A 26,356-nucleotide genomic window follows, 5' to 3' on the forward strand; every position below is an offset into this window, starting at 1 on the left:
TACTACACCCTTGAGGTGCTGCTTACTTGGTGTTCTCGACCGCGTGACCGCCGAACTGATTGCGCAGCGCGGCGATCATCTTCATCTGCGGGGAGTCGTCCTGACGCGAGGCGAAGCGGGCGAACAGGGACGCCGTGATCGCGGGCAGCGGCACCGCGTTGTCGATCGCGGCTTCCACGGTCCAGCGGCCCTCGCCCGAGTCCTCGGCGTATCCGCGCAAGCGGGACAGGTGCTCGTCGTCGTCCAAGGCGCGGACGGCCAGGTCCAGCAGCCAGGAACGGATGACGGTGCCCTCCTGCCAGGAGCGGAATACCTCGCGCACGTCGGTGACCGAGTGCACGGCTTCCAGCAGCTCCCAGCCCTCGGCGTACGCCTGCATCATCGCGTACTCGATGCCGTTGTGGACCATCTTGGCGAAGTGGCCCGCGCCGACCTTGCCCGCGTGGACCGCGCCGGCGCCGCCCTCGGGCTTGAGCGCGTCGAAGATCGGCTGGACCTGGGCGACGTGCTCGGCGGTACCGCCGTACATCAGCGCATAGCCGTTCTCCAGGCCCCAGACGCCGCCGGAGACACCGCAGTCGACGAAGCCGATGCCCTTGGCACCCAGCTCCTCGGCGTGCTTCTCGTCGTCCGTCCAGCGGGAGTTGCCGCCGTCCACGACGACGTCGCCGGGCGACAGCAGCTCGGCCAGCTCGTCGATGGTGCTCTGGGTCGCGACACCGGCCGGAACCATGATCCACACCACACGCGGACCCTTGAGGCTGCCCACCAGCTCACCGAGGCTGTGAACATCGGCGACGTCCGGGTTGCGGTCGTATCCGATGACGGTGTGGCCTGCGCGGCGAATGCGCTCGCGCATGTTGCCGCCCATCTTGCCGAGGCCGACGAGACCGAGGTCCATCAATGATCCTTATGCCGTAGTCAGTGCGGTTCGTACCCGAGACCGAGCCTACGCCCGCGAGTGTCCGCACAGATGTTGGCTACACCCGCTCATTCGCTCGATCCTCGGCCACTCAGCCGCTCAGTCGCACCGGCATGATCAGGTACTTGTACGCCTCGTCCGCCTCGGCGTCCACGGCGGGCTTGCCGCTGAGCAGCGCGGGCTTCGTCGATGTGGTGAACGACAGCTGGGCCACCGGCGAGTCGATCGCGCTGAGCCCGTCGAGCAGGAACGTCGGGTTGAAGGCGATGGAGATGTCGTCGCCGTCGAGCTGGGCGTCGACGCGCTCCACAGCCTGTGCATCGTCGCTGGAACCGGCCTCCAGGATCAGCACGCCCTGCTCGAAGCTGAGCCGCACCGGCGTGTTCCGCTCGGCCACCAGCGCCACACGCTTGACGGCCTCGACGAAGGGCGCGGTCTCGATCACCGCGACGGAGTTGAACTCGGTCGGAAAGAGCGTGCGGTACTTCGGCAGGTCGCCTTCGAGCAGCCGGGTGGTCGTACGGCGCCCGGCGCCCTCGAAGCCGATCAGCCCCTCGCCCGCACCCGAACCGGACAGCGCCAGGGCGACCGTGTCACCGCTGGTCAGCGACTTGGCGGTGTCCAGCAGCGTCTTGGCGGGGACCAGCGCGACGGCGGAGATGTCCGGCGTCTCCGGCTTCCACAGGAACTCGCGGACCGCGAACCGGTAGCGGTCGGTGGAGGCCAGCGTGACGGTGTCGCCCTCGATCTCGATCCGCACACCGGTGAGCACCGGCAGGGTGTCGTCCCGGCCGGCCGCGATGGCGACCTGGGCGGCAGCGGCGGCGAAGACCTCACCGGGGACGGTGCCGGTCGCGGTCGGCATCTGCGGCAGCGCCGGGTACTCCTCCACAGGCAGTGTGTGGAGGGTGAAGCGCGACGAACCGCAGACGACGGTCACGCGCACGCCGTCGCTGGAGATCTCCACAGGGCGATTGGGGAGAGCGCGGCAGATGTCGGCGAGGAGGCGGCCGGAGACCAGGACCGTGCCGTCGTCCTCCACGTCGGCTTCGACGGAGACGCGGGCCGAGACCTCGTAGTCGAAGCCGGAGAGGCTGAGAGCGCCTTCCTCCGCCTTCAGCAGGATGCCCGCGAGGACGGGCACCGGCGGACGGGCCGGGAGGCTGCGGGCTGTCCAGGCCACTGCCTCCGCGAGTACATCGCGCTCCACCCGGATCTTCACCGGAAACCGCCTCCTGCTGTTGCTGGCTCGCCCTGCTGGCCTTCGTCGTCGGCTGATGTGCCGGAGACCAGTCTGACGCACGCCGCTGACAGTCGGCGCTGCTCGGGGTCAAGTCGGTGCGAGACGTGTCGGGCGGCCCGGCCCGAAGTTGTGCACAGGCCCCACTTCGAAGCGATTTTCCGGCTCTAACTCTGTGGTCGTAGTAGTAGGGCCTGTGGAAACCGTGGAAAACTGACTTTGCGCAGGTCAGGGCCGCTTTTTTGTCCACCGGTCCTGTGGGCGGCGCCCGTGGACAACTCAGTGGTTCTGTGGACGCCGGAAAGTTCTGCACACCCGATGCACAGGAGACGCCCGGTTCTCCCCAGCGGCGTCCCCAGTTTTACCCACCTTCCCCACAGCCCAACCCGGCTCCTTGGTGTGACGCCTTTCACTCGGTCCGGTGAGAGTGACCGTTTCGTTGCCGAACAGTGGACAGGCGTGTGGAGAAGCTGTGGGCAACCCGCCTGTGGCTGTGGGCGGGCGGTGGACAACTCGAAGCACGTCCTGTGGGCAATCCGTTCGTCCACAGTCTGTGGACTCTCGTTGACCACAATTCCACACCCGGCTGACCTCGACTGATCCCATCCTGCACCCCAAGCCTGTGGACGGATTCGGGACAACGCAGAAGTCCCCAAGGTGTGGACGGTCCATTCGCTGTGGATCTGTGGAGAACTGGCCTGTCGGAGCATGGAATCGAACAGCCGGGGAGACCGAACGACGAAGGGCGCCCCGGGAGTTGTCCGTCCCGGAGCGCCCTCGTCCGTGTCTGCGGTGCCTCTGCGCGCGTCTCTGCGGTGGTTTTAGCGCGCGTCTGCGGTGGTCCAGCGCGCGCCTCAGCGCGTGTCTGCGCGCGTGTCTGTACGGGGCGCCGTTGTGGCGCCTCCGCGGCCCGCTCAGCCGTTCTTGATGCGGTTGGTCAGCTCGGTGACCTGGTTGTAGATGGAGCGCCGCTCGGCCATCAGCGCCCGGATCTTGCGGTCCGCGTGCATCACCGTCGTATGGTCCCGGCCGCCGAACTGCGCGCCGATCTTGGGCAGGGAGAGGTCGGTCAGCTCACGGCACAGATACATCGCGATCTGCCGCGCCGTGACCAGGACCCGGCTGCGGGAGGCGCCGCACAGGTCGTCCACCGTGTGGCCGAAGTAGCGGCGGTCCCCCCCATGATCGCGGGGGGCGGGGATCTCCGGGGGCGCGTCCTCGCCGCCCGGGGATCAGATCCTTGGAGGACCGATCTCAGTGAGGCCGAGGGTCCACCGGCTGCCGGTTCAGGCTCGCGAAGGCCGTGGACCCGGATCAGCGCGGCCCTCCAGCTCCCGGATGTTGCGGGTGGATTCCGGGAGGCGATGAACTCGAGCACCTCCCGGCGGCGCGTTCAGCTGTTCCTGCACCGCCTTCTTGCGGAGGATCGCGATGCGCGTCTCCAGCTCCGGCGGCTGCACATCGGTGATCAGGCCCCACTCGAACCGGTTGCGGAGCCGGTCCTCCAGGGTGACCAGCTGCTTGGGCGGCCGGTCGGAGGAGAGCACGATCTGCTTGTTGGCGTTGTGGAGCGTATTGAAGGTGTGGAAGAACTCCTCCTGCGTCGACTCCTTGCTCGCCAGGAACTGGATGTCGTCGACCAGCAGGATGTCCATGTCGCGGTAGCGCTTGCGGAACGCGTCCGCCTTGCCGTCGCGGATGGAGTTGATGAACTCGTTGGTGAACTCCTCGGAGCTCACGTAGCGCACCCGGGTACCCGGGTAGAGGCTGCGGGCGTAGTGCCCGATGGCGTGCAGCAGATGGGTCTTGCCGAGCCCCGACTCCCCGTAGATGAAGAGCGGGTTGTACGCCTTGGCCGGCGCCTCGGCGACCGCGACCGCCGCGGCGTGCGCGAAGCGGTTGGAGGCGCCGATGACAAAGGTGTCGAAGAGGTACTTGGGGTTCAGCCGGGCGGTCGGCTCACCGGGGCCGGACGCGGGCGCGGGCTGCGCGGCGAGCGGGCCGGGGGCGCCGGTCTGCGAGGGCAGGACGGGCGGGCCGCCGCGGGCGCGCTCCAGCGGGTCGGGGAGATCGTGGCGCTGCTGCTCGTACGGGGGACGCTCGGGTACGCCGCCGGGGCCACCGTGCCCTCCGTGGCCGCCGTGGTTTCCCGGGCCGCCGTGGTTTCCCGGACCGTTCGGACCGCCCGGACCGCCTGATCCCGGGCCTCCGCCGGGTGCGCCCGGACCGGGGCGCTCCGAGCCGGGGCCGCGGTAGTCGCCGCGCTGCTGCGGGTCGTACGGCTGCTGGTCGTAGCCGGACGAGGAGTGCTGGGACGCGTACGGATCGGCCTCGGGGAAGCCGCCGAGCCGGGGCTGCTGCCAGCCGTAGTCGTCATGGGGCCGCTGCCAGGCGGCGGGCTCGGGGCGCGGCTGCTGATAGCCGGGGTACGCGGGGCGGGCGGTCGGCAGCTCGTCGGGCGCCTGGCGGCCGTAGCCGTCGCGGCTGTCGTAACTCTCGTAGCCGTCGCGACCGTCTCGGCTCTCGTAACCGTCGCGGCGATTCTCATAGCCGTCCCGGCTGTCGCGCTGCGGCTGCTGCGGGACGATCGGCTCGCCGGCCGACTCGTCGACGGTGATCGCGATGCGGATCGGGCGGCCGCACTCCCGGCTCAGCGTTTCGCTGACGATCGGGGCCAGCCTGCCCTCCAGTACGCCCTTGGCGAATTCATTGGGGACGGCCAGCAGGGCGGTGTCGGCGACGAGTGCGAGGGGCTGGCACCGTTTGATCCAGTGCTCGTCCTTGGCCTCGACGCCCTGTCCTCCCTGACCCGTGCCTTCTCCCAGAAGCCGTTCGAGCACGCGTGGCCACACTGCGGCAAGATCGGCAGGTACGTCAGCCACAGGGCACGCTCTCTCACTCGCTGGGTGGGGGACGCCGACATGTCCCACGAAAGGTGGTTCTCGGGACGGGTGGGAAGGAATCGGAGCCTGGCCACGGTAGTCAGGCCGGGGTTCAGGGTTCAAGTCGTTGTCCACAGGGTGTGTACAAATGTGCCATGTGATGTCGCCGGTCGTTCCCTTGCCCCCGCGGGTGGTACGGATGGGGTGTCGTCCGGGTCGTCTGTCGGTTTGACCGGATGGCGTAACCGCGCGTACCGTAACCAGGTCGAGTTGTCGATGGCTGCTGCCGCCTGCCTCCGATGGGCAAGGGTCACGGACTTCATGATCCGTGATCGTGAAGCGGTGCACTCGGGCGTATTGCGAGCTACTCGTGGGCGCACGGTGACAGCCAGGCGATGTACCGCCACTACCCGATTCATTTCTGGAGCCCCCGAGTGAGCAAGCGCACCTTCCAGCCGAACAACCGCCGCCGCGCGAAGACCCACGGCTTCCGGCTGCGTATGCGCACCCGTGCCGGCCGCGCGATTCTCGCGTCCCGCCGTAGCAAGGGTCGCGGCCGACTGTCGGCCTGAGCAGCCTGACCCAAGGTCCATGACGTGCTGCCTACCGAGCATCGGCTGAGGCGGCGCCAGGACTTCGCGGCCGCGGTACGCCGAGGACGCAGGGCGGGTCGCCCGCTTCTCGTCGTGCATTTTCGTAGCGGCCTCACCAGCAAAAACACGGACCCGCACGCACCTGGGGAGAGTGCTCCCCCGGCGCGTGCGGGTTTCGTCGTCAGCAAGGCGGTCGGCGGTGCCGTCGTCCGCAATCTGGTGAAGCGCAGACTGCGCCATCTCATGCGGGACCGTCTCGATCATTTTCCCGCAGGTAGCCTTGTGGTCGTACGGGCGCTGCCCGGTGCGGGTGAGGCGGGTCACGACCAGCTGGCCCGCGACCTCGACACCGCAGTGCAGCGGCTACTGGGAGGGGTGCCGCGATGAAGTACCCGCTGCTGTGGTTGATCAAGCTGTACCAGTGGACCATCAGCCCCATGTTGGGACCGGTCTGCAAGTACTACCCGTCGTGCTCGCACTATGGCTACACGGCCATTGACCGGCACGGCGCGGTAAAAGGAACGGCGCTGACGGCGTGGCGCATCCTGCGCTGCAACCCATGGTCGCTCGGTGGCGTCGACCACGTGCCGCCCCGGAAGCATCCGGTGTGGCACCAGCGGCTGCGGAACCGCTTCGGCGGGCACTCCGCTGTGGAACCCGCCGCACAGCCCGAGACCCAGCCCAACGCCCAAGGAGCCTGATTCGTGGACACGATCCTCGGTCCTCTTTATGACGTAGTTTCCTGGATCATCGTCCAGTTCCACTCGTTCTACAGCCTCATTTTTGACCGGAACAGTGGCTGGGCGTGGGGTCTGTCCATCGTTTCGCTGGTGGTACTGATCCGTATCTGCCTGATCCCGCTCTTCGTGAAGCAGATCAAGGCGACGCGGAACATGCAGGCGCTCCAGCCGAAGATGAAGGCGATCCAGGAGCGCTATAAGAGCGACAAGCAGCGCCAGTCCGAAGAGATGATGAAGCTCTACAAGGAGACGGGCACCAACCCGCTCTCGAGCTGTCTCCCGATTCTGGCGCAGTCGCCGTTCTTCATCGCGCTCTACCAGGTCCTCAACCACATCGCGAACAACAAGACGGTCGGCGTCATCGACCAGTCGCTGCTGGACAGCGCCCGTAACGCGCACATCTTCGGTGCTCCCCTGTCCGTGAAGTTCATGGACTCCGCCTCGAAGGTCGAGTCCCTCGGCGCCTCGCTGACGGACGTCCGGGTCGTGACGATCACCATGATCGTGCTGATGTCGGCGTCGCAGTTCTTCACCCAGCGCCAGCTGATGACCAAGAACGTCGACCTCTCGGTGAAGACGCCGTTCATGCAGCAGCAGAAGATGCTGATGTACGTCTTCCCGATCATGTTCGCCGTCTTCGGCATCAACTTCCCCGTCGGTGTCCTCGTCTACTGGCTGACCACCAACGTCTGGACCCTCGGCCAGCAGATGTTCGTCATCCGCCGTAACCCGACCCCGGGCAGCGTCGCCTTCCAGGCGCGCCAGGAGCGGCTGCGGGCCAAGGGCAAGCTGAAGGAGGAGCCGGCCGAGGTCGCCGCCAAGGAGGCTGCCGAGACCGCCCGGGCCAACCGCCAGCAGCCCAAGCGGCAGACGAAGTCGCAGCGCACCACCGCGGGCGGCCACGGCCACAGCAAGGCGTCGGCGCAGTCCGACTCCACGGCGAAGGTGACCAAGACCGACCAGCAGACGCAGCAGAGCGCGGCGGAGAAGAAGGGCTCGCAGGGCGGCAAGCCGGCCGGCGGCTCGGCCTCCGGCTCCCGGAACACGAAGTCCGGGCAGCGCAAGGGCCAGCAGCGTCCCAAGCACCCGTCCAAGAAGTAACGAAGGAGTCCATCCGTGACGGAAGGCACCACCCCCGCCGCCGAGGGTGTCGACACCCTGACCCGCCTCGAACAGGAAGGGGAGATCGCGGCCGACTACCTCGAAGGTCTGCTGGACATCGCGGACCTCGACGGTGACATCGACATGGACGTCGAGGCCGACCGCGCAGCGGTGTCGATCATCAGCGAATCGACCAGCCGTGACCTCCAGAAGCTGGTCGGCCGCGACGGCGAGGTGCTGGAGGCCCTTCAGGAGCTGACCCGGCTCGCGGTGCACCGGGAGACCGGCGACCGGAGCCGGCTGATGCTCGACATCGCCGGATACCGGGCCCGTAAGCGTGCCGAGCTGACCGAGCTGGGCGCCAAGGCCGCGGAAGAGGCGAAGGGCACCGGCGAGCCGGTGAAGCTCAAGGCGATGACGCCCTTCGAGCGCAAGGTGGTGCACGACGCGGTGGCCGCCGCCGGGCTCCACAGCGAGTCCGAGGGCGAGGAGCCCCAGCGCTGTGTGGTCGTACTCCCGGCCTGACCAGGCGCTGCCTCATGGTCTACCCGGCCCCGTCTGTGCGCAGGCGGGGCCGAATCTTGTCAGCCTTACATCAGCATCAGCGTTCAACACAGTGGTCGGTACGGAAGGACGGTTCCCGTGACGGAAGCAGCGGAGCTCCCCCCGGCGCCCGAGGAGGCTCGGGATGTATTCGGTGAGTGCTTCCCGGAGGCCGTTCGGTACGGCGAGCTGCTGGCCGATGTGGGCGTGACCCGCGGGCTGATCGGCCCGCGCGAGGTGCCGCGGCTGTGGGAGCGGCATCTGCTGAACTGTGCCGTGCTCTCCGAGGTGGTGCCCGAGGGCGTCACCGTCTGCGATGTGGGCTCGGGCGCCGGTCTCCCCGGCATTCCGCTTGCGCTGACCCGCCCGGATCTGCGGATCACCCTGCTGGAGCCGCTGCTGCGCCGTACGAACTTCCTGCGGGAAGTGGTGGAGCTGCTGGGCCTGGAGCATGTCACGGTCGTGCGCGGCCGCGCCGAGGAGGTCCTGGGGAAGCTTCCGCCGGTGCATGTGGTCACGGCTCGGGCGGTGGCCCCGCTGGACCGGCTGGCGGGCTGGGGAGTTCCGCTACTGCGGCCGTACGGAGAGATGCTCCTGCTGAAGGGCGACACGGCCGAGGAGGAGCTGAAGCACGCCAGGGCGGCGCTGAGCAAGCTCGGTGTGGTGGACACCTCGGTGCTGCATGTCGGCGAGGGCATCGTGGATCCGCTGTCCACCGTGGTGCGGGTCGAGGTCGGAGAGAGCCCCGGAGGTGTGCGTTTCGCCGCGAAGCGCGCCAAGGCGGCACGTAAGGCGCCACGGCGTCGCCCCTGAGCCCTCCGGCGTAGGCCGACCGGCCCGACGGGGTGCTCCATACAAGCTGCCTAAACTACGCATACCGGAGTGTCGCGACAGATTGACGGGTCTCTCCGTGCATCGTGTTTCACGTGAAACGTCGCTCCCTGCTGCATGGAATCATCAGTCGCGGTCGTGCGGCGGCTCTGCCCCGCGACCGCCGCCCCCGTAAAGACGTGGATTCATCCACAGGAGGACGGGCCTCGCTGGTTCACAACCCCCAAAGCATGGCAGGCTCTGTGCATTGCGAGCCTGATGTCGAGGAGAGTGAATCCTTGCGGTCCGACGCCAACATCGCGGGGCCGATGACCGACCCGGTCCCCGGCCCCCGTACCGAATCGGCGGGGGAGGACGTTTCACGTGAAACTCCGCCCCCGATGGACGACACCCCTATTGGCCGTGCCGCTCAACTGGCGGTGGAAGCGCTTGGCCGGGCTGGTGAGGGACTGCCCAGGCCGGAGCAGACCCGGGTGATGGTGGTCGCCAACCAGAAGGGCGGGGTCGGGAAGACCACGACCACGGTCAATCTGGCGGCGTCTCTCGCCCTGCATGGCGGACGTGTCCTCGTGATCGACCTCGACCCGCAGGGCAATGCCTCGACGGCGTTGGGGATCGACCACCACGCTGAAGTTCCCTCGATCTACGACGTTCTGGTCGACAGCAAGCCGCTGTCCGATGTGGTGCAGCCGGTGCCGGACGTGGAGGGGCTGTTCTGTGCCCCGGCCACGATCGACCTCGCCGGTGCCGAGATCGAGTTGGTCTCCCTGGTGGCGAGGGAGAGTCGGCTGGAGCGAGCCATCCAGGCCTATGAGCAGCCACTGGACTACATCCTCATCGACTGTCCGCCCTCGCTCGGGCTGCTGACGGTCAATGCGCTGGTTGCCGGGGCGGAAGTGCTGATCCCGATCCAGTGCGAGTACTACGCCCTGGAGGGGCTCGGGCAACTCCTGCGCAACGTCGATCTGGTGCGGGGGCATCTCAACCCCAAGCTCCATGTCTCGACTATTCTCCTCACGATGTATGACGGCCGGACCCGGCTGGCTTCCCAGGTGGCGGACGAAGTCCGTAGCCACTTCGGCGGCGAGGTGCTCCGGACGAGCATCCCGAGATCGGTGCGCATCTCCGAGGCTCCCAGCTATGGGCAGACGGTCCTGACCTATGACCCGGCATCGAGTGGTGCGCTGTCCTATCTTGAGGCGGCCCGGGAGATCGCGCTTCGCGGGGTCAACGTGCAGTACGACGGTCAGCACGCTCATGCCCTGCCGATGCCCGAGATCAGCCAGCACGACCAGCACAGCATGCAGGAGGGGATTCAGTGAGTGAGCGACGCAGAGGACTGGGCCGTGGGCTCGGTGCTTTGATCCCTCCCGCGCCGAAGGGGGCCGACAACGCCGGACCCGCGACGGGCGGGGGGACGGCCACCAGTTCAGGGGCATCGACCTCACCGAGCGCGGTCCCGGTGCTCACCCAGGAGCGCGGGGTGGCGGCGGCCAAGGTGGCAGCTCTGTCCACGCAGAGCGTTCCACGTGAAACCGAGCCGCCCGCCCCGCCGGAGGCGGAGCCCGAGGCCGCACCGGCGCCACCGGTGGACGAGGTGGCCGGGGCGCACTTCGCCGAGCTGCCGCTCGACTTCATCACGCCCAACCCCCGTCAGCCGCGCGAGGTGTTCGACGAGGACGCCCTGGCCGAGCTGGTCACCTCGATCCAGGAGGTCGGCCTTCTCCAGCCGGTCGTGGTGCGGCAGCTGGCACCGGAGCGCTATGAGCTCATCATGGGTGAGCGGCGCTGGCGGGCCTGCCGTGAGGCGGGGCTGGAGAAGATCCCCGCCATCGTCCGGGCCACCGACGACGAGAAGCTTCTGCTCGACGCGCTGCTGGAGAACCTCCACCGGGCACAGCTCAATCCGCTCGAAGAGGCCGCGGCGTACGACCAGTTGCTGAAGGACTTCAACTGCACGCATGACGAGCTGGCGGACCGCATCGGGCGTTCGCGTCCCCAGGTCTCCAATACGCTGCGGCTGTTGAAGCTCTCTCCCTCCGTCCAGCGCAGGGTCGCGGCGGGCGTGCTCTCCGCGGGCCATGCCCGGGCCCTGCTCTCCGTGGAGGACGGGGAGGAACAGGACCGGCTGGCGCACCGCATCGTGGCCGAGGGGCTGTCGGTGCGCGCGGTCGAGGAGATCGTCACCCTGATGGGGTCGCGGTCGGGCGGTGCTCCTAAGGCGAAGGGGCCGCGGGCCGGCGCCCGGGTATCCCCCGCGCTCACGGATCTGGCGTCCCGGCTGTCGGACCGGTTCGAGACCCGGGTGAAGGTCGACCTCGGTCAGAAGAAGGGAAAGATCGTCGTCGAGTTCGCCTCGATAGACGATCTGGAGCGGATTCTCGGCACCCTGGCCCCGGGGGAAGGACCGGTGCTGGAGCAGCCGCTGTCCGCCGAGGACGAAGCGGACGAGGACGAATGAGGCGCTGACCGTACGGCTCGGCCACATTCCGAAGCCGTGGGAAAGCGCGTAGGGGGGCGGGTCGTGTTCCGATGACATCGGAACACGACCCGCTCTTTGCTCAAGGGCGGTATCGGTGCAATGTCCGCACGGATACGATGCGATCAGGTAGGGCGGATCCATGGGAGGCACCTCATGCGGAGGGCAGGGCCATGCGATCGGTGAGCCGCACCGGACTGGTGGCCACAGGGTTGGGCCTGGGCGCTGTCGGCGGTTTCGTCGGTAGTCTGATCAGGGAGCGTAGTGCGCTGTCAGCCGCTCGTGCCGCGGCTGGCCACGGAAGTGAGGGACTGGCTTCATGGGGCGTCGGCTTGTACCGCTCACGCTGGACAACCTCCCGGACATCCCCAAGCGCTGTCGCGCGTGTGTCTTCTGGGAGCTCGACCCGGTCAGCGGCGAGGCTGCGGTAAGGGCCGGACGTCCGGAGCTGGAGAAGGAAGCCTGGATCTCGGCCGTTCTGCTGGAGTGGGGATCCTGCGGCCGGGTGGTCTACGTCGATGAGGTGCCGGTGGGCTTCGTGCTCTACGCACCGCCCGCGTATGTGCCGCGCTCCACGGCTTTTCCCACGAGCCCGGTCGCGGCGGATGCCGTGCAGCTGATGACCGCCTGGCTCATGCCGGGATACCAGGGCCAGGGGCTGGGCCGGGTGATGGTGCAGACCGTCGCGAAGGATCTGATCCGCCGGGGCTTCAAGGCGATCGAGGCCTTCGGGGACGCCACCTGGAAGGAACCGGCATGTGTGCTGCCCGCTGATCACCTTCTGGCGGTGGGCTTCAAGACCGTGCGGCCGCATCCGCGGTATCCCCGGCTGCGGCTCGAGCTGAGGACGACGATCTCCTGGAAGGAGGACGTCGAGCTGGCACTGGACCGGCTGCTCGGTGCGGTCCAGAAGGAGCCGGCGCTTCGGCCGCTCTGAGAGTTCCACGTGAAACGCGAAGGGGCTGCCCTCTCGGGCAGCCCCTTCGTCGGTGCGGGTGGCTCAGCCGATGAAGTCGGCCAGATCGCGCTCGATCGCGGCCTTCGGCTTGGCGCCGACGATGGTCTTGGCGACCTCGCCGCCCTGGTAGACGTTGAGCGTCGGAATGGACATCACGCCGTACTTGGCGGCCGTGGCCGGGTTCTCGTCAATGTTGAGCTTCGCGATGACGATCTTGTCGGCGTGCTCGGCGGCGATGGCCTCCAGCGAGGGGGCGATCTGACGGCACGGACCGCACCACGCGGCCCAGAAGTCGACGAGTACCGGCTTGTCGCTCTTGAGGACGGTCTCCTCGAAGTCGGCGTCTGTCACGGTGACCGTGGCACCGGCCATGGCTTTTCTCCTTAATCGTTGGTGCAGGGAAGGAAGCGGATTCAGACGGTGGCGTCCTCGCCGTCGCCCAGGGAGGCGAGGAAGCGCTCGGCGTCCAGGGCGGCCGCACAGCCGGTACCGGCGGCGGTGATCGCCTGACGGTAGGTGTGGTCCACGACATCACCCGCGGCGAAGACCCCCGGGATGTTCGTACGGGTGGAGGGCGACTCGACCTTCAGGTAGCCCTCGTCGTCCAGGTGCAGCTGGCCCTTGAACAGCTCGGTCCGCGGGTCATGGCCGATCGCGATGAACAGACCGGTGACCGGCAGCTCGGAGGTCTCGTCCTTCTTGACGTCGCGCAGCGTGAGCCCGGAGAGCTTGCCGTCGCCGTGGATCTCGGTGACCTCGCTGTCCCAGATGAACGAGATCTTCGGGTCGGCGAAGGCACGCTCCTGCATCGCCTTGCTGGCCCGCAGCGTGTCCCGGCGGTGGACCACGGTGACCGACTTGGCGAACCGCGACAGGAAGGTCGCTTCCTCCATCGCGGTGTCACCGCCGCCGATGACGGCGATGTCCTGGTCCTTGAAGAAGAACCCGTCACAGGTGGCACACCAGGAGACGCCACGGCCCGAAAGTTCGTCCTCACGGGCCAGCCCCAGCTTGCGGTGCTGGGAGCCAGTGCTGACGATGACGGTCTTCGCGCGGTGCACCGTACCCGCGGAGTCGGTGACGGTCTTGATGTCCTCGCTGAGGTCGACCGCGGCCACATCGTCCGGGACCAGCTCGGCACCGAAGCGCTCGGCCTGTCCCCGCATGTTGTCCATGAGGTCAGGGCCCATGATGCCCTCGCGGAAGCCGGGGAAGTTCTCCACTTCGGTGGTGTTCATCAGGGCACCACCGGCGGTCACGGATCCTTCGAAGACCAGCGGCTTCAAGGAAGCGCGGGCGGTGTAGAGCGCGGCCGTATAGCCCGCGGGCCCGGAACCGATGATGATCACGTTGCGGACGTCGCTCACGGATGTCTTCCTTGTCTCTGCCGACTGCCGACTGCCTGACTGGACGGCGGCGCACTCCCCGGGTTTCCGGAGAACCGCTGCCATCCCACCCAACGGATCCTACGGGTCCCGCATTCCCGCGCGCTGCCAGGCGGGCCGTGGTTGTGGGCTGTGCCTCAGCCTCGCGGATACGTGCGGGTCACCAGAAGCTTCCCGGGAGAGCCGTGGGAGGCGGAGACGCATGAGGCGTCGACCACGAAGGCGTCGACGAGCGCACTGTCGGAGCGGTGCGGCATCACGACGACGTAGGCGGTCTTGCCGTCGTAGGTGTCCTGCTGGGCGGCGAGAACGGGCTCGGACCGGCCGGTCCCGCGCTGGACACAGGACGGAACCACCGGGTCGTCCGCGCGCAGCGGCATATCCGGAGTGTTCTGGGTGGTGACACCGCGCGACGGGGTGGCCTTCTGGTCGGCGAGCATTTCCTGCACCCGGCCCTTGAGGGTTCCCTCGGAGAGGGTGGACTTCGCCGTGGAGCTGGGGTCCGCGTGGGCCGTGGTGCCGGGGCCACCGTTGTCGTGGTCGGAGCCGCTCGGGAAGAAGAGGGAGCCGATGCCGATCACGGCAGCGGCGCATGCGCTGCCGAGCAGCACCGTGGGCCAGCGCCGGGAGCGGCCTCCACGGGCTCCTGTGCCGTTGCGGGGGGTGGCCTTGCGTCCCGGCCCGGTGGCGGCACGTGGACGCCCTGCGGGCCGGTCCACGGCCGGGGAGGGCTTGCCCTCCGCCGCAGGGGCCGAGGGGGTGGCCGCGGGCTCGGTTTCACGTGAAACATGCCCTGCGGGGTCAGCGGCCTCGGTTTCACGTGAAACCGAGGCGCGGTCGCCAGGAGCCGTCGCGTCGAGGAGGGCTTCTGCGGCGAGCGCGGCATCGATCCGGCCCGCGATGTCGTCGGGCATCCGCACCGGCCCCGGGAGGGTGCCCAGCGTCGAGCGGATCTCGTCCAGGGACGTCTGTACATCGGCACACAGCCCGCAGGTGGCGAGGTGCGTGCGCACATCGACGGTGCGGGACGGAGAGAGCAGACCTTCGGTGAGTGCGGAGATCTCCGCGACTTCAGGGTGCTCGTCCGTGTCCGTCGAGGATGTCACGCTCGCCCACCTCCGCCCTTCACGGCATCTGTGTCAGTCGGTCCTGCCGCTGGTGGGACGGATGTCCCCTGCGACCGGTTCCTTCCCCCGCCGGAAGGGACGCTACCCCGCCCGTTCGGATGGAGATGCGAGAGCAGTGGCAGCAGCCGGGCGCGTCCCCGCGCACAGCGGCTTTTCACGGTGCCGGTGGGAACGTCCAGGACCTTGGCGGCCTCCGCCACGGGATAGCCCTGCATGTCGACCAGCACCAGGGCCGCGCGCTGCTCGGGCGGAAGGGTGCGCAGCGCCCCCAGCAGCTCGCGATGGAGATCGCCGCGCTCGGCGGGCGCGGCGGCCGATTCATGGGGCTCCAGAAGCTGCTCGAGCCGCTCGGTGTCGTCGACGGGGGAGGTGCGACGGGAGGCGGCCTTGCGCGCCCGGTCCAGACACGCGTTGACCGTGATGCGGTGGAGCCAGGTCGTCACGGCGGACTGGCCCCGGAAGGTGTGCGCGGCGCGGTAGGCGGAGACGAGCGCGTCCTGGACCGCGTCGGCGGCCTCCTCCCGGTCGCCGAGAGTGCGCAGCGCCACCGCCCAGAGTCTGTCGCGGTGGCGTCGCACGATTTCACCGAAGGCATGCGGATCGCCGGCCACGTGCTGGGCAAGGAGCTCGCCGTCGCTTGCTCCGCCGATGGTGGCGTCGTCCAACGTTGAGCCCCCTCCCCGGTCGGCCGGCTGCCCTGGGTCAGCCGGTGAACTTCACTTCAGTGATGGCCTGCTTGAAGGGGCGCGTGGAGTACTCCTCCGGGGGAGAGTACGGCAGAGCGGTGAGCCAGACGAGGACGTAACGGGTCTTGGCCGAGCTCTTGACCTTCAGATCGGCGGTCTTACTCGTGACGCGGCCCGACGACGCGAGCTTCTTGAACGAGCTGACGTAATCGGATCCCGAGGCCGACGGGGTGAGAGAGTCCGTGGCGTACAGCGAGGCCTCGGTGTAGGAGCCGCCGTAGTGCAGCCCGATGGAGGCGCCCTTCAACGTCTGCTCCGAGCCGAGGTCATAGACGATCCCGACGCCCTTCTTGTACGGAGCGAGCTGAGGGCCATCGATGAAGCTCTTGGTATGCCAGGCAGTCGACGTCTCCCCGTCGTGGGTGAGGGCGGCCTCGTCGGAGTGCTGCGGGCTGCCGTCCGGGGCGAACTCGGCGGCGTCCTGGATCGAGATCGGCTTGCTGGCAACCTGACCGGGCTTGTCGTCGTCCTTCTGACTGGTGGAACTACCGGGGTCCGGCTTGTTCTCCTCCTTCAGAAGGGTGTCCGCGAGTTGCCAGCTGCCGAGGCCCAGGGCGGCGATCAGCAGGGCCGAGACGGTCCACTTGAGGGCCTTGCCGGTACGGCTCTGAAGGGGGGCCGGTGGCGGCATGGGGGCCGCGGCGGGGCCGATCGTGCGTGACGAGCCGCCATGGGCGGGCGGCTGGCCGTAGCCCTGCTGGTAATTCGTGCGCTGGTACGCCGGGGAGGGCGTGAAAGCGGGCTCGGGCGGCCGGATGCGCGGCATGGCCGCGACCGCCTTGGACAGCTCCTCCGGGGTGGTGCAGGGCTGGTCCTGACGGGAGGCGGTGGCGCCGTCGTTGACCAGCGCGCGCATCGCCAGCTCGGACAGTCCCCGGTGGACTCCCGCGCGGACCTGGTCAGGGGCGATCAGGCCGACGCCCTTGGGCAGCCCGGAGAGGCCGTGGGCGTCCTGGTCGTACGGCCAGCGCTGGGTGAGCGCGGCGTACAGCAGCGCGCCGATGGACTCGGTGTCGGTGCGCTGCGGGTGTTCGGAGCTGATGCCGCGCAGGGCGGCCAGGACGGCGAGGCCACGGATGCGGTACTGGCCCGATTCCGTGCGCAGCACGGAGCCCGGGTTCAGCCGCAGATGGGCCAGGCCTTCGCGGTGGGCGGCGGCCATGGCCTGGGAGACCTGGCTGACCAGTTGATAGGCGTCGTGTGGCTCGAGCGGCCCCGAGGCGAGCACGGTGGTCAGCTCGGTGGCGTCGGGAAGCCATTCATGGACGACGTAGACGAGGTCGTTCTCCTCGACGGCGTCGAGTACCTGGACGAAGCGAGGGTCACCCAGCAGCGCCGCCGAGCGGGCGGCGGCCAGCACCGGACGGGCCCGCGCATGGTCGGCGGGCAGGACGTGGACGCCGACGGCCCGGCGCAATTTCTCGTCCACCGCACGCCAACTGCTGAATCCGTCCAGTCGGGTGACGCACTCCTCCAAACGGTAGCGTCTGGCCAACTTGTGGCCGCTATGCAGCTCGGGGGGATTTACGTCGGCCGCGGCACCTTTGTCCCGGTTGCCCGCGGCCTCTGTTTCCTTACCGGCCTTCTGTTGCGTCCCCGCCCCGTCGGCCGTGGCCTTTCCCGCCTCGGCGGTCAGCGACTCCTCGCCGTCGCTATCGGCCACGTCGACGGCAGCCGTGCTCCGTTCCGCCACCGTCGTTCCTGCCTCCCCATCCGTTGCGCCTACTCCGAGCCAAGACAATTGTGCCCACAGTCCGCCGCTATGCACGACACGCGATGGCGGACGATGGTTGTGCTCAATGATCAGCGTCCGAGTCGTCCGCGCACCATACCGACCATGGCCGTCAGCTCTTCAATGCGCATCCGTTTCGCAGCAATGTAGAAGACCGCGATAAGAACGAGACCTCCGCCCGCCAATGCGGCTAGGGAACCGGACATGCCGGAACCCAGTGCCTGAGTGATGGCATAAGCCGCCGCGCCGCTCAGCAGAGTGGCGGGAATGCTGGCGCCCACCAGGCGGGTGTAGGTGCGCACGACACGACGGCCGTCGAGGTCGCCGCCCAGCCGGTTGCCCAGTCGCTTCCAGGCCACGCCCACGCCGGCGGCGTACGCCAGGCCGTAGGAGGCGGCCATGCCCGCCACGATCCATCGTGTCGGGAGAACGAAATAGCAGAGCGCGGAGGCGGCCGCGTTGACGGCGGCGACGATCACCGTGTTGTAGAAGGGGGTGCGGGTGTCCTCGTAGGCGTAGAAACCGCGCAGGACGACGTATTGCACCGAGAACGGGATGAGCCCGAGGCCGAACGCCATCAGGATGTAGCCCATGTTCTGGGCCGTCGCGGTGCCCGAGGTGCCGAAGAGCAGGGTGCACAGGGGGACGCCGAGCGCCACGAAGCCGAAGGCGAGCGGGACGATGGCGACGGCGGAGGTGCGCAGGCCCTGGGAGATGTCGTCGCGGACCGCCCCGGGGTCGCCGTCGTGGGCCGACCGGGAGAGCCGGGGCAGCAGGGCGGCCATGACCGAGACGGTGATGATGGCCTGCGGCATGTTCCAGATGAGCTGCGCGCTGGTGTAGCCGACGTAGCTGGCTCCGGGGGCGTTCATGTCATCGGCGTCGGATCCGGCCGCGGTGGCGAGCTGGGTGACCACGATGTTGCCCGCCTGGTTGGCGAGCACGAACAGCACGGTCCACTTGGCGAGCTTGGCGGCCTTGCCGAGGCCATGGCCCCGCCAGTCGAAGCGGGGACGGAAGCGGAAGCCGGAGGCCCGGAGGTAGGGGAACATGGCCAGGGCCTGGACGGTGAGGCCGAGCAGGGTCCCGATGCCGAGCAGCCGGACGCCCTCGTCCGTGATGGTGGTGACACCCATCCGGGAGCTGCTGGAGGTGCCGAACACCCAGATGAAGAGGCCGAAGGTGGCGATGACGACGATGTTGTTGAGGACCGGGGTCCACATCATCGCGCCGAACTTGCCGCGCGCGTTGAGGATTTGGCCGACCACGACGTGCACACCCATGAAGAAGATGGTGGGCAGGCAGTAGCGGGCGAAGGCGACCGCGACCTCATTGGCGGGCGGATCGTCCGCAATGGACGGCGAGAGCATCCGGATCAGTGCCGGGGCCGCGAACATGGACAGGGCGACCAGGCTGCCGAGGGCGACCATCGCGAGGGTGAGCAGACGGTTGGCGTAGGCGACGCCGCCGTCCTTGTCCTCCTTCATCGCGCGCACGAGCTGCGGGACGAAGACGGAGTTCAGACCACCACCGACGGTGAGGAAGTAGATCATCGCGGGCAGCTGATACGCGACCGCGTAGGTCTGACCCAGGGAGGCGGCGCCGAGGGCCGCGACGATCGCCATCTGCCGGAGGAAGCCGGTCAGCCGGGATACCAGGGTGCCGGCGGCCATGAGGGCGCTGGACTGGAGCAGGCTCGCCGCACGGCCGCTGGAGCGCTTCGGCGGGGCCTCGGCCTCCTCGTCGCTCTCGGGGGCGCCGGGAGCGTTCACCACCGGCGCGGCCATCGTGGGAGCGCCGGCCGACGGAGGCGCGGACTCGTACTGCGCGGGCCCGGGCACCGGCGGCTGGCCCGGCGGGGGCACCGGCGGATAGCCCTGGGCGGCGCCCTGCGGCTGCCCCTGGGAGCGCCGCGGGTCGTAGGGCTGCTGCTGGTCGCGGTAGAGGTGCGCGAAGGCGTCCTGCTGCGGCTGCTCCCCTGCCCCGTAGCCGCCCTGGTCGCCGCCGTAGCCGGTGGCGGTCGGTTCGGTCGCGTACTGCTGCTGCACCGGCTCCTGGGAGCCGGGCGCCACCGGCCACGCCCGCGGGTCGGCGCCCTGCGGTGCGGCGGGCTGCTGCTGGTACGGCGTCTGCTGCTGATAGCCGCCCTGCTGGGGCCCGGACCGGTCGTACAGCGGATCCGTCAGCGGGTCATGGCCGTACCTGTCCTGCGTCGGATAGGGGTACGGGGTGAAGCTGCCGGTCGCGTACGGGTCGTCCCCGTACGGGTCCTGCTGCACGTAGTACTGCCCGTAGTCCTGGCGCGGGTCGCTCGCGGGAGCCTGGGAGCCGTCGCCCAGGTACGGATCGTTCTGGTGCGGTTCCTGTCCGTACGGTTCCTGGGGCGCGTGGGGGGAAGGCGGTGGAATCCGCCTTTCACCGTCATACGGCGCGTTCATCGCTACCCCACCTCATCGTCCGCTGCGGCCGACCGGCCCCGGAATTGCTCAATGGTCCACTTTCTCACCCGCGCCGGATGCCCCGGCGCTTTGCGAACCGGTGTCCGGCGCCGGGTCACTCGGCTGCTCGGGCACGAGGGCGGTGGCGGGGTCGCTTCCGTCGCTCTCCGCGTCCGTGGCCTCATCTGCGCCGTTCTCCTGCGGGTCCTCGTCGCCGCCGTTCGCGGTGGCGGTCCGCTTGCGCTGGAGGTAGATCCGGATTCCGGCGAGGACGAGCAGCAGCACACCGCCCGCGATCACGAGGATGACGGTCGATGTGATCTCGGTGACATTCACCTCGAAGGACCTCTTGAGCCCATAGGGCTGCCCGTCCGGGGTGACGAGTTGCGCCGAAACCCACACCGGACCGTTGGCGTTGGCCGTCGTTCCGAACTTCACGGACTGGCTGTGCCCGCCCTCGACGTTGACCACCTGGGGTTCGCTGACCGCCAGGCGGTTGCCCTGCTGGGACTCGAGGACCAGCCGCAGCCGGACGCCCTGCACCAGGTTGTTCTGCACGGTCACCGGGATGGTCGCGCTCCGCCCGGACAGCGTCATGTCCGTCTTCGGGATGATGCGCACCTTCTTGGTCAGCCCGTTCAGATATCCCTTTACGCCGTCGCGGAAGTGGGTCGCGCCCCGCGCGTCGCCCCGCCACGAGGTGGACATCTCACGCCGGATCGCGTTGCCGAAGGGGGTGACCACCCGGTACTTGGCGGTGAGGATCTTCTCGAACCTGTTGAGCGTGGACTGGGTCGTGTCGACGTCCTTGAACGCCTGGGTCGGCAGCTCCTGGCGGCGGAGCGACCCGGGGTACGCGCGGGTGCTGGGCACGCGCTGGGTGGCGTTCGGGTCGGGCTTGGCCTTCGCTGCCTCCCCCAGGTTCATCAGCTGGCTCCACTCCCCGGACAGACCTTCCAGGGCGGCCGCCATCGCCTGCGCCTGGCTGGTGGTGGGGATGCGCTGCGGAGCCACCACGATGCTGCGCTGCCTGTCCGGGGACTGGAGGTTGATCATCTGGCTCTGGGCGAGGAACCGCTGGATGGCGAGCGTGGAGTTGTCCGCCTTGGACATGTCGCCGTTGAAGGCGGTGGACAGCCGGGCATCCGCGACCACCGCCGTATTGCCGCCGCCGATCTGCCGGGCCGCGGTGGGGGTGTACGAGAGGTTGCCGGTCTCCCGGAGGCTGTCGCTCCGGGCGATGACGTTGTGGGCGCCCGCGGAGGTGGCGACGTCGACGATCGAGGAGTCGACCGCGCCGTCGGCCGGCCAGGCGAAGTCGGTGCGCGGCTTCACCCCGAGGACCGTCTGCACGGTCGTCGAGGCCAGCTCGGTGGCGTCCCGGAGGTGGCTCAGGGCGCCGGGGACGTTCTTGCCGTGGTGGGCGAGCGACGCGATGTCGGGGTCGGAGAACGGCAGGGCGACCACCTGGTGGCCCTCCACGGCCTTCTGGAGGTCGTTCAGCCACCGCTTGGCGACTGCCTGGCCGCGACCGGTTGTCGTCCCGTCCCCGTGCCGGTTCTGGACCTCGTACTCCCGCGTCATCGCGTCGACCGTGGCGAGCAGATCGGGGTCGATCACCCAGGTGATGGGGAGGTTCTTCCCCAGGCTGACCATCTGCTGGAGCCGGCCGCCGGGGGCCAGCTCCGCCTTGAGGCGGTCGTCCCGGAAGATCGGTGTCCGGTCCTCGTCCGCATCGGTGCGCGATGTCACATGAGGTGTGGAGATCAGCGGCCACAGATAGGTGAGCTGGGTCTTCTTGGCCGGCGAGCTCGACTGCCAGGGCAGGAAGGTGCGCTCGATGCCCAGCACCTGCTGCCAGGGGCGGCTCCGGGACTGACCGGTGAGGGAGACACCGAGCTGATAGACGCCGTTCTCCCCGAGGTGCAGCTCGTTCACCGGTATGGAGAGCGTGAAGTCCCGGCTGACCCCCGCCCCCAGCTTGCCGATCTTCTCGGTGTACTTGCCGCCGATCTCGGTGCCGTCGGCGCCCTGCTGGTAGCCGGTCCGCCGGGCGGCGCTGTCGATGGCGTTGCGGCCCTCCATGGTGGGGCCGACGCGGAGGCCGACATGAGCACCGGAGACCGTCGAACCGCTGTCGTTGGTGACGGTGCCGCTGACGGTGAGCGTGTCGCTCTTGGCCGGTGCGGTGGGCGTCAGCGAGGTGATGTCGACGTCCACCGAGCGTGAGCCGGTGGGTTTGGCCGCCGCATGGACAGCGGGAGCCGCCGGGACCTGTAGTACGCCCGCGAGCACCGGCGCCGCTGCGAGCAGCGTCCCGGTCCGCCGTAGCCATCGACGGGCGCGAGAGGACGTCGTCTCCCGGAGGTCTGCCGCATCGGCCACGCGCTCGCCCGTCCCTTGTCGTCTGTGATCGTCAGTGGTCGTCGCAATGTGCGTCCACGCATGGTAACGATGCCCGCTGTGGCGAAGTGCTGTGGAGGGCTCCACAAGATCGTCACCGTGATGGAACCGACGATCAACGTGGAGGCCCCGGGGCGCGCGGCCACGTACCCTGTTCTGTTGTGCCGAACGCCAACAATGACAGCCGATCCCCGCAGTCGACCAATGAGCTCAACCAGGTGCAGCGCCGCGCCGTGGCCGAACTTTTGCGGGTCTCTCCCGTCGCCGACGACCTTGCCCGACGCTTTCAGCAGGCGGGGTTCAGCCTTGCCCTGGTCGGCGGCTCGGTCCGGGACGCGCTGCTCGGCCGCCTCGGTAACGATCTGGACTTCACGACGGACGCCCGCCCCGACGAGGTGCTGAAGATCGTCCGGCCCTGGGCGGACGCCGTGTGGGAGGTGGGTATCGCCTTCGGTACGGTCGGCTGCCAGAAGGAAGGACCGGGCGACAACGGGACACATCAGAGTTTCCAGATCGAAATCACGACGTATCGGTCAGAAGCCTATGACCGGACATCCCGGAAGCCCGAGGTGTCCTACGGCGCATCCATCGAGGAAGATCTGGTCCGCCGGGACTTCACGGTCAACGCCATGGCGGTGGCGCTCCCGCAGAAGGAGTTCATCGACCCGCACAACGGGCTCGAAGATCTCGCCGCGCGGGTGCTGCGCACCCCCGGGACCCCGCAGGAGTCCTTCTCCGACGATCCGCTGCGGATGATGCGCGCGGCGCGGTTCGCCTCCCAGCTCGACTTCGAGGTGGCGCCCGAGGTGGTCGCCGCGATGAAGGCGATGGCCGGACGGATCGACATCGTCTCGGCGGAGCGGGTGCGTGACGAGCTGAACAAGCTGGTCCTGGGCGCATACCCCCGGAAGGGGCTGCGGCTGCTGGTCGAGACCGGGCTCGCCGACTGCGTACTGCCGGAGATCCCCGCGCTGCGGCTGGAGCGTGATGAGCACCACCGGCACAAGGATGTGTACGAGCACTCGCTGACCGTGCTGGACCAGGCCATGGATCTGGAGGAGAACGGGCCGGATCTGGTGCTGCGGTTGGCCGCGCTGCTGCATGACATCGGGAAGCCGAAGACGCGCCGCTTCGAGAAGGACGGCCGTGTCTCCTTCCACCACCACGAGGTGGTGGGCGCCAAGATGACCAAGTCGCGGATGACGAAGCTCAAGTACTCCAATGAGCTGGTCAAGGAGGTCTCCCGGCTGGTCGAGCTGCATCTGCGCTTCCACGGTTACGGCACGGGCGAATGGACCGACTCGGCCGTGCGGCGCTATGTGCGTGACGCGGGTCCGCTGCTGGACCGGCTGCACAAGCTGACCCGCTCGGACTGCACGACGCGCAACAAGCGGAAGGCCATGGCGCTGTCGCGGGCGTACGACGGTCTGGAGGAGCGGATCGCGAGGCTCCAGGAGCAGGAGGAGCTGGAGGCGATCCGTCCGGACCTGGACGGCAACGAGATCATGAAGGTGCTCGGCATCGCTCCGGGCCCTGAGGTCGGCAAGGCGTACAAGCATCTGCTGGAGCTGAGGCTGGAGCACGGCCCCATGGGCCGGGATGCCGCCGTCGCGGCGCTCAGGGAGTGGTGGGCGGCTCAGTCTCAGGACTGACGCCGCGCCTCCGGCGCGTCACGTTTCACGTGAAACATCGATCCCCGTGGGTTTCCCGGGGCGGTGTTTCACGTGAAACATGAGCAGGACGGCGGTGGCCGCGTAGAGCAGCGCCACTCCGGTCACCAGGGCGGCCGATGTCCCGTCCGGTGGCAGCATCAGGGCTGCCACCCCCGCGGCTCCCACGAAGGCGACGTTGAAGAGCACGTCATAGAGGGAGAAGATCCGCCCGCGGAAGTCGTCCTCGATCGCGGACTGGACGACGGTGTCGGTGGCGATCTTCGCGCCCTGGGTGATGAGGCCGAGCACGAAGGCGGCCACCAGTATCGGGGCGGGTTCGAAAGGGAGCCCCAGGCCCGGTTCCAGGACGGCCGCGATCGCCGCGCACACCATCACCCAATGGAGCTGGCCGTCCGGCCGGGAGGCGTCGAGCGAGGAAAGCCGGCCGATCGCCCATGGGGTGATCACCGCCGCGGCGAAGAAGCCCGCGCCCGAGACGCCGACCGCGATGCCGAGGAGCGCCAGCCCGCCCGACTCGGTGTCGGCCCATGCGTACCGGCAGAGCATCAGCACCGTGACGGTGAGGGCGCCGTAGCAGAAGCGCATCAGCGTCATCGCGGTCAGGGCCAGGGTGGGATCCCTGCGGTGCAGGAGGTGGCGTAATCCGGCGACGAGTCCGCGGACGGTGCTCACCAGCGCGGCGCCGAGGTGCGGTTGCAGGGCCGCCGGATCGGGCCCCAGGAGGCCGGAGGGCATGCGGAGCGCCGAGAGTCCGGCGAGGAGGTAGAGCGCGGCGCCCAGCAGGACGACCAGCGCGTCCGAAGAGGAGCCGCCCGGGCCCGAGAGCCGGACCACGAACGCCAAGCCGCCGCCCGCGGTGGCGGCGAGCGTGCCCGCGGTCGGTGAGAGGGAGTTGGCCATGACCAGACGTTCCTGGCTGTCCACCACCCGCGGCAGCGAGGCCGACAGACCGGCCAGCACGAAGCGGTTGACCGCCGTCACCGACAGGGCGGAGACATAGAAGAGCCACTCCGGTACCTGGGCGAGGACCAGCACCGCGGTTCCGGCGGCCAGCCCGGAGCGCAGCAGATTGCCGTGGAGCAGGACCTGGCGGCGGCGCCAGCGGTCGAGCAGCACACCGGCGAAGGGGCCGAGGAGGGAGTAGGGGAGCAGCAGGACGGCCATGGCGGAGGCGATGGCCGCGGCGGAGGTCTCCTTCTCCGGGGAGAAGACCACGTAGGTGGCCAGCGCGACCTGGTAGACGCCGTCGGCGGACTGGGACAGCAGACGGACGGCCAGCAGATGGCGGAAGTCGCGCAGTTGCAGCAGCACGCGGAGATCACGCACAACGGGCATGACGCCACCTTCACACACCGCACGGGCCTCCGGGGGGATTCCCGGAGGCCCGTGATCAAGCGGCGGAGATCAGCGCCTCACAGCGCACCGTCGTGGCGCACCGTCGCGGCGCGGCGCCATGGTTCAGCGCTCGACCTCACCCTTGATGAACTTCTCCACGTTCTCCCGGGCCTCGTTGTCGAAGTACTGCACCGGCGGCGACTTCATGAAGTACGAGGAGGCGGAGAGGATCGGGCCGCCGATGCCACGGTCCTTGGCGATCTTCGCGGCGCGCAGCGCGTCGATGATGACGCCCGCGGAGTTCGGGGAGTCCCACACCTCGAGCTTGTACTCCAGGTTCAGCGGGACGTCGCCGAACGCGCGACCCTCGAGGCGGACGTACGCCCACTTGCGGTCGTCCAGCCAGGCCACGTAGTCCGAGGGGCCGATGTGGACGTTGTCGGCGCCCAGCTCACGGTCCGGGATCTGCGAGGTGACGGCCTGCGTCTTGGAGATCTTCTTGGACTCCAGGCGCTCGCGCTCGAGCATGTTCTTGAAGTCCATGTTGCCGCCGACGTTCAGCTGCATGGTGCGGTCCAGGATGACGCCCCGGTCCTCGAACAGCTTCGCCAGCACCCGGTGCGTGATCGTGGCGCCGACCTGCGACTTGATGTCGTCACCGACGATCGGCACGCCCGCCTCGGTGAACTTGTCCGCCCACTCCTTGGTGCCGGCGATGAAGACCGGCAGCGCGTTGACGAAGGCGACCTTGGCGTCGATCGCGCACTGGGCGTAGTACTTGGCGGCGTCCTCCGAGCCCACGGGCAGGTAGCAGACCAGAACGTCGACCTGCTTGTCCTTGAGGATCTGGACCACATCGACCGGGGCCTCGTCGGACTCGTCGATGGTCTCGCGGTAGTACTTGCCGAGACCGTCGTGCGTGTGGCCGCGCTGGACCGAGACACCGGTCGACGGCACATCGCAGATCTTGACGGTGTTGTTCTCGCTGGCGCCGATGGCGTCCGCGAGGTCCAGCCCGACCTTCTTCGCGTCCACGTCGAAGGCGGCGACGAACTCCACGTCACGGACGTGGTAGTCGCCGAACTGCACATGCATCAGACCCGGCACGCGGGTGTCCGGGTCGGCGTCCTTGTAGTACTCGACGCCCTGCACCAGCGACGCGGCACAGTTGCCCACACCGACGATGGCTACACGAACCGAACCCATTCCGGTTGCTCCCTGTGTGTAC

The 26,356-nt window shown here is 68.7% G+C and carries 23 protein-coding genes; 10 read left to right on the forward strand and 13 right to left on the reverse strand.

Annotation, left to right across the window (positions count from 1 at the left end; translation table 11 throughout):
• Window positions 1-22: 22 nt before the first annotated feature.
• The 4 genes from gnd to dnaA form a co-directional block, all read right to left on the reverse strand.
• Entirely contained in the window at window positions 23-901 is an 879-nt protein-coding gene (gene gnd / locus SSOG_RS22195) for a phosphogluconate dehydrogenase (NAD(+)-dependent, decarboxylating) (protein ID WP_009716479.1), read from the reverse strand.
• Window positions 902-1,013: 112 nt separating this feature from the next.
• The gene (dnaN, locus tag SSOG_RS22200) at window positions 1,014-2,144 is read right to left on the reverse strand and encodes a DNA polymerase III subunit beta (RefSeq protein ID WP_009716480.1); all 1,131 of its coding nucleotides are present in this window, start codon (window positions 2,142-2,144) and stop codon (window positions 1,014-1,016) included.
• A 932-nt stretch (window positions 2,145-3,076) separates the two neighbouring features.
• On the reverse strand, window positions 3,077-3,364 hold the full coding sequence (locus SSOG_RS57515; protein WP_281048202.1) for a helix-turn-helix domain-containing protein: 288 nt from the start codon (window positions 3,362-3,364) through the stop codon (window positions 3,077-3,079).
• An 84-nt stretch (window positions 3,365-3,448) separates the two neighbouring features.
• Window positions 3,449-5,044, reverse strand: a complete 1,596-nt coding sequence (gene dnaA / locus SSOG_RS22205; RefSeq protein ID WP_009716482.1) for a chromosomal replication initiator protein DnaA — start codon at window positions 5,042-5,044, stop codon at window positions 3,449-3,451.
• A gap of 434 nt (window positions 5,045-5,478) precedes the next feature.
• Between dnaA and rpmH the strand changes: the two genes are divergently transcribed.
• The 9 genes from rpmH (at window position 5,479) to SSOG_RS22245 (ending at window position 12,268) form a co-directional block, all read left to right on the forward strand.
• Window positions 5,479-5,616, forward strand: a complete 138-nt coding sequence (rpmH, locus tag SSOG_RS22210) for a 50S ribosomal protein L34 (protein WP_009716483.1) — start codon at window positions 5,479-5,481, stop codon at window positions 5,614-5,616.
• Between the two features lie 24 nt (window positions 5,617-5,640).
• Window positions 5,641-6,024 carry a ribonuclease P protein component gene (gene rnpA, locus SSOG_RS48735; RefSeq protein ID WP_009716484.1) on the forward strand — a complete coding sequence of 128 codons (384 nt, stop codon included), beginning with the start codon at window positions 5,641-5,643 and terminating at the stop codon, window positions 6,022-6,024.
• Window positions 6,021-6,338, forward strand: coding sequence for a membrane protein insertion efficiency factor YidD (gene yidD, locus SSOG_RS22215; protein WP_009716485.1), 318 nt, complete (start codon window positions 6,021-6,023; stop codon window positions 6,336-6,338). The genes rnpA and yidD overlap by 4 nt, the downstream gene beginning before the upstream one ends.
• A gap of 3 nt (window positions 6,339-6,341) precedes the next feature.
• Entirely contained in the window at window positions 6,342-7,478 is a 1,137-nt protein-coding gene (yidC, locus tag SSOG_RS22220; RefSeq protein ID WP_009716486.1) for a membrane protein insertase YidC, read from the forward strand.
• A 15-nt stretch (window positions 7,479-7,493) separates the two neighbouring features.
• Window positions 7,494-8,003: a Jag family protein gene (locus SSOG_RS22225; protein WP_009716487.1), complete on the forward strand. Its 510-nt coding sequence runs from the start codon at window positions 7,494-7,496 to the stop codon at window positions 8,001-8,003.
• A gap of 117 nt (window positions 8,004-8,120) precedes the next feature.
• Window positions 8,121-8,834: a 16S rRNA (guanine(527)-N(7))-methyltransferase RsmG gene (gene rsmG / locus SSOG_RS22230; protein WP_009716488.1), complete on the forward strand. Its 714-nt coding sequence runs from the start codon at window positions 8,121-8,123 to the stop codon at window positions 8,832-8,834.
• A 248-nt stretch (window positions 8,835-9,082) separates the two neighbouring features.
• A complete protein-coding gene (locus SSOG_RS22235; protein WP_009716489.1) occupies window positions 9,083-10,174 on the forward strand; it encodes a ParA family protein in 1,092 nt (363 codons plus the stop codon).
• A complete protein-coding gene (locus SSOG_RS22240; protein ID WP_078510366.1) occupies window positions 10,171-11,313 on the forward strand; it encodes a ParB/RepB/Spo0J family partition protein in 1,143 nt (380 codons plus the stop codon). Before SSOG_RS22235 ends, SSOG_RS22240 begins: the two co-directional genes overlap by 4 nt.
• 337 nt (window positions 11,314-11,650) lie before the next feature.
• Window positions 11,651-12,268: a GNAT family N-acetyltransferase gene (locus SSOG_RS22245; protein ID WP_009716491.1), complete on the forward strand. Its 618-nt coding sequence runs from the start codon at window positions 11,651-11,653 to the stop codon at window positions 12,266-12,268.
• A gap of 63 nt (window positions 12,269-12,331) precedes the next feature.
• Here the strand turns inward: SSOG_RS22245 and trxA are convergent, their stop codons facing one another.
• The 7 genes from trxA to SSOG_RS22280 form a co-directional block, all read right to left on the reverse strand.
• Window positions 12,332-12,661 (reverse strand): thioredoxin, encoded by a 330-nt coding sequence (trxA, locus tag SSOG_RS22250; protein WP_009716492.1) that lies wholly within the window; start codon window positions 12,659-12,661, stop codon window positions 12,332-12,334.
• Between the two features lie 41 nt (window positions 12,662-12,702).
• Window positions 12,703-13,656: a thioredoxin-disulfide reductase gene (gene trxB, locus SSOG_RS22255; protein ID WP_009716493.1), complete on the reverse strand. Its 954-nt coding sequence runs from the start codon at window positions 13,654-13,656 to the stop codon at window positions 12,703-12,705.
• 155 nt (window positions 13,657-13,811) lie between these two features.
• On the reverse strand, window positions 13,812-14,780 hold the full coding sequence (locus tag SSOG_RS22260; protein ID WP_009716494.1) for a hypothetical protein: 969 nt from the start codon (window positions 14,778-14,780) through the stop codon (window positions 13,812-13,814).
• The gene (gene sigM, locus SSOG_RS22265) at window positions 14,777-15,466 is read right to left on the reverse strand and encodes an RNA polymerase sigma factor SigM (RefSeq protein ID WP_009716495.1); all 690 of its coding nucleotides are present in this window, start codon (window positions 15,464-15,466) and stop codon (window positions 14,777-14,779) included. Before sigM ends, SSOG_RS22260 begins: the two co-directional genes overlap by 4 nt.
• 37 nt (window positions 15,467-15,503) lie before the next feature.
• The gene (locus tag SSOG_RS22270; RefSeq protein WP_009716496.1) at window positions 15,504-17,240 is read right to left on the reverse strand and encodes a protein kinase family protein; all 1,737 of its coding nucleotides are present in this window, start codon (window positions 17,238-17,240) and stop codon (window positions 15,504-15,506) included.
• 110 nt (window positions 17,241-17,350) lie between these two features.
• Window positions 17,351-19,717 (reverse strand): murein biosynthesis integral membrane protein MurJ, encoded by a 2,367-nt coding sequence (gene murJ, locus SSOG_RS22275; RefSeq protein WP_009716497.1) that lies wholly within the window; start codon window positions 19,715-19,717, stop codon window positions 17,351-17,353.
• Between the two features lie 48 nt (window positions 19,718-19,765).
• On the reverse strand, window positions 19,766-22,102 hold the full coding sequence (locus SSOG_RS22280; RefSeq protein ID WP_009716498.1) for a DUF6049 family protein: 2,337 nt from the start codon (window positions 22,100-22,102) through the stop codon (window positions 19,766-19,768).
• A 179-nt stretch (window positions 22,103-22,281) separates the two neighbouring features.
• Here SSOG_RS22280 and SSOG_RS22285 point away from each other — a divergent pair, with 179 nt between their 5' ends.
• Complete coding sequence (locus SSOG_RS22285) at window positions 22,282-23,772, forward strand: CCA tRNA nucleotidyltransferase (protein ID WP_039938345.1); 1,491 nt, start codon at window positions 22,282-22,284, stop codon at window positions 23,770-23,772.
• 18 nt (window positions 23,773-23,790) lie between these two features.
• On the opposite strand, the gene SSOG_RS22290 is transcribed toward SSOG_RS22285, so the two are convergent.
• Complete coding sequence (locus SSOG_RS22290; protein ID WP_009716500.1) at window positions 23,791-25,128, reverse strand: MFS transporter; 1,338 nt, start codon at window positions 25,126-25,128, stop codon at window positions 23,791-23,793.
• A 123-nt stretch (window positions 25,129-25,251) separates the two neighbouring features.
• Window positions 25,252-26,334, reverse strand: coding sequence for an inositol-3-phosphate synthase (locus tag SSOG_RS22295; protein WP_009716501.1), 1,083 nt, complete (start codon window positions 26,332-26,334; stop codon window positions 25,252-25,254).
• Between the last annotated feature and the right edge of the window lie 22 nt (window positions 26,335-26,356).

Origin of the sequence: Streptomyces himastatinicus ATCC 53653, from assembly GCF_000158915.1 — a bacterium.
Lineage (GTDB): Bacteria > Actinomycetota > Actinomycetes > Streptomycetales > Streptomycetaceae > Streptomyces > Streptomyces himastatinicus.